General features: G+C 38.0%; 2 protein-coding genes. Both read right to left on the bottom strand.

Features of this window, described 5'->3' with window-relative positions; translation table 11 throughout:
- Positions 1 to 2,394 (bottom strand): autotransporter outer membrane beta-barrel domain-containing protein (locus tag ACFIMU_RS08535; protein ID WP_375697026.1); only part of this gene is annotated, 2,394 nt, incomplete at its 3' end.
- Positions 2,395 to 2,563: 169 nt separating this feature from the next.
- On the bottom strand, positions 2,564 to 2,938 hold a 375-nt coding region (locus ACFIMU_RS08530), incomplete at its 5' end, for an autotransporter outer membrane beta-barrel domain-containing protein (RefSeq protein WP_375697025.1).

Here is a 2,938-nt window from a genome sequence, read left to right as displayed (position 1 = left end):
AGAAGATGAAGGATCAACAGGATCAGGGGATGTAGAAGAAGGAGAGTCAGACATAAACGACGTAGAAAGTGGATCGGAGGGAGAAGATGGAGGATCAACAGGATCAGAGGACGTAGAAGGAGGAGAGTCAGATGTCAACGACGTAGAAAGTGGATCGGGGGGAGAAGGTGGAGGATCAACAAGAGCAGAGAACGTAGAAGAAGGAGAGTCAGATATCAACGACGTAGAAAATGGATTGGGGGGCGGAGGATCAACAGGACCAGAGGACGTAGAAGGAGGAGAGTCAGATGTCAACGACGTAGAAAGTGGATCGGGGGGAGAAGGTGGAGGATCAACAAGAGCAGAGAACGTAGAAGAAGGAGAGTCAGATATCAACGACGTAGAAAATGGATTGGGGGGCGGAGGATCAACAGGACCAGAGGACGTAGAAGGAGGAGAGTCAGATATCAACGACGTAGAAAGTGAATTGGGAGGAGAAGATGGAGGATTAACAGGATGAGATAATGAAAACGAAGAAGGTTTACCAAATGGACCATTATAAGAACCTATTCTAGAAGAAATATAAACCCCTTCGAGTCGGAAATCCCAAAAATCCCCCTCACCTTCCACTAATCTTTGCTTAGCATTCGCTTCTCCAAAAGGCGAGCCCGGACCATAACCACGAATACGATATTGATAAGGAAAACCTTTCACCGTGGTATAACCATTATAACCATTGGCGAGTCGAAAAGAACCTGCCCGCGCTGTTCCTGCAACTTGAACGATTGAAATGCTTTGATCTCTTCCCTCATAGACTTCTTTACTTGAATATTTTGGAAAATTTTGCATATGAATGAATGTCGTTCCAGAAACATCCCCATAGATCAATATGCGATCCGTCTTTTGGGGATCAAACAAACCCTCATCATTCAAAAATGTATTCAACCTAATCTGAGCGTTTCCCTCAGCACTATAGACTTTTTTATCTTTTGATGCGAGAATTTTATCTCCTGCATCTATATCTGCTTTTTTTCCAATGCGTAGCGTTTGATAACCACTATCTTCATCAAAGATCAATGTGCTATTGGAAAGACTTAGAGAAGAAAGCGATGAAACAGATTCCTGTAAACCATTGTATTTACTTTTAGTAAGATACCATTTTGAATAACGAATTAACTCTAAATCAATAACCGATCTATCTTCAACACGCGTACCTCCTGTAAGAGAGGAAGCGTTTGCTTTCACCAATAGAGAAGCATTATTTTCAGCTTTTAGCAACACATCACCAGAGATTTTTGTTTCATGCGATAATTCAAGAGTGCCTTTTACTTCATAGTCTTTATTCCCCTTCGCATAAATTGCAATCCCATCTGGAACTGTCATATTTGTCTCTGATAAATAAACAAAAGCCCTCCCCGTAATAACTTTTTTGGTTTCTAAATTTTTTTCATCATCTCGTTGCCTCAACATTTTAGCAATCTCTTCTGGAGCTAAAACATTAAAATACAGTCCATATACTCCCTCACCCTGAACAGAAATATTGTTTTTTTCTATCTTAATACTTGTATTTTTAAAGCCATCTGGTGAAATATATTTTTGAATTAACTTACCATTATCACTTACATAACCTGAAAAGTTTTTCATCAAAAATGCATGCATATGGTTTAGCTGGATAAAATTGTTTTTCAAATGAACGTCACCACCTTGAAAAACCTCAAAAGCTTCTGGCAATACCCCCATAGCTCCATCACTATCTGTTAAAGTTTCCTCCCTCCTTCCATGCCCCGTAATCCCCATAGTATCAAGAATATAGCGCCCCCCAAATCGGGTTGAAAATGAGCCAATCTGGTTAAAATTAACGGTACCGTCTGTCATTTTAACCATTGCATCAAAACCACTTATAATACCGATCCCTTTTACATTCAAATTATCTGGCTCAATATTGATATTCACACTCACTAAAGCAATATCCGTTCCTCTCCCCCATGCATAAATAGCATGTGAAGTCCCCTTAATTTCCCCTACTGTCATGCTAATAACGGCATTTTGAGCACGAAGAGCAGGTATATTCTTAAAATCTGAAGCTATTAGATTAATTTTTCCACCATTTCTTACATACGCCCCATAGGCAGATATTTTATCTGGATCATCGCCATAAACTGCTATCTGAGAGGCATTAACAACAGTGCCTGCTTTTTCTACATATATAGCTGCAATAGGTGCAGCCTCCTGAGAATTTTTTAAGTAATAAACTTTATCTGCGAGAAAGTGTGTTTTTCTATCATCGCATTTATAAAACACCCCTCTTGGATCACTTGAAGATCCCGCAGCACTAACATACGTAACCTGCAAAAAATAAAGAATAGCTGTTGTAACGTTGCATAAAAATACATATTTATGAAATACATAAATCATAACTCTTGCCGCCTCCTATTCCCCTACTTCTATTTATTGAAGAATAATGTCTATATTTAAGCTAATAAATTTCTCAAAATACAATAAATATAAAACTAAAGAGCTACTTTAATACTTAATATAACACTATATATACTTATATATAAGTTACTATATAGTTTATGTATAACTAAAAATAATAATGCAATCCAGCAGAGAAACTCGTTCCAGAAAAACCAATTTTCTTAAATCTATGCTGATAAGTGACATCTCCACGAAGAGAAAGTTTTGTTGAGAGACGGGCATTAAACCCAACCCCTGCTTCCAAAGAAGAACCAAAGGAACCTAACTGAAAATCGTTTTTAAAAGAAACGAATTGCTTATCTTCAAAACTATGCAAATAAGAAAGCTTACTATAAAAAGAAACTTCACGTCCCTCTTCCACAACACCTAACGTCTTGCTTAAACGCCCACCAACACGCCCCACCCATTGATGAAATTTTCCTAAATCAACATCAAGATTATCAACATCAAACGCCTGATTAAACTTAAGATGCTGATAAAC

Origin of the sequence: Bartonella sp. AC70YNML (assembly GCF_042196545.1) — a bacterium.
Classification (GTDB): domain Bacteria; phylum Pseudomonadota; class Alphaproteobacteria; order Rhizobiales; family Rhizobiaceae; genus Bartonella.
The sequence above is the reverse complement of the archived record's forward strand: the minus strand, read 5'-3'. Positions and strand labels throughout refer to the sequence as shown.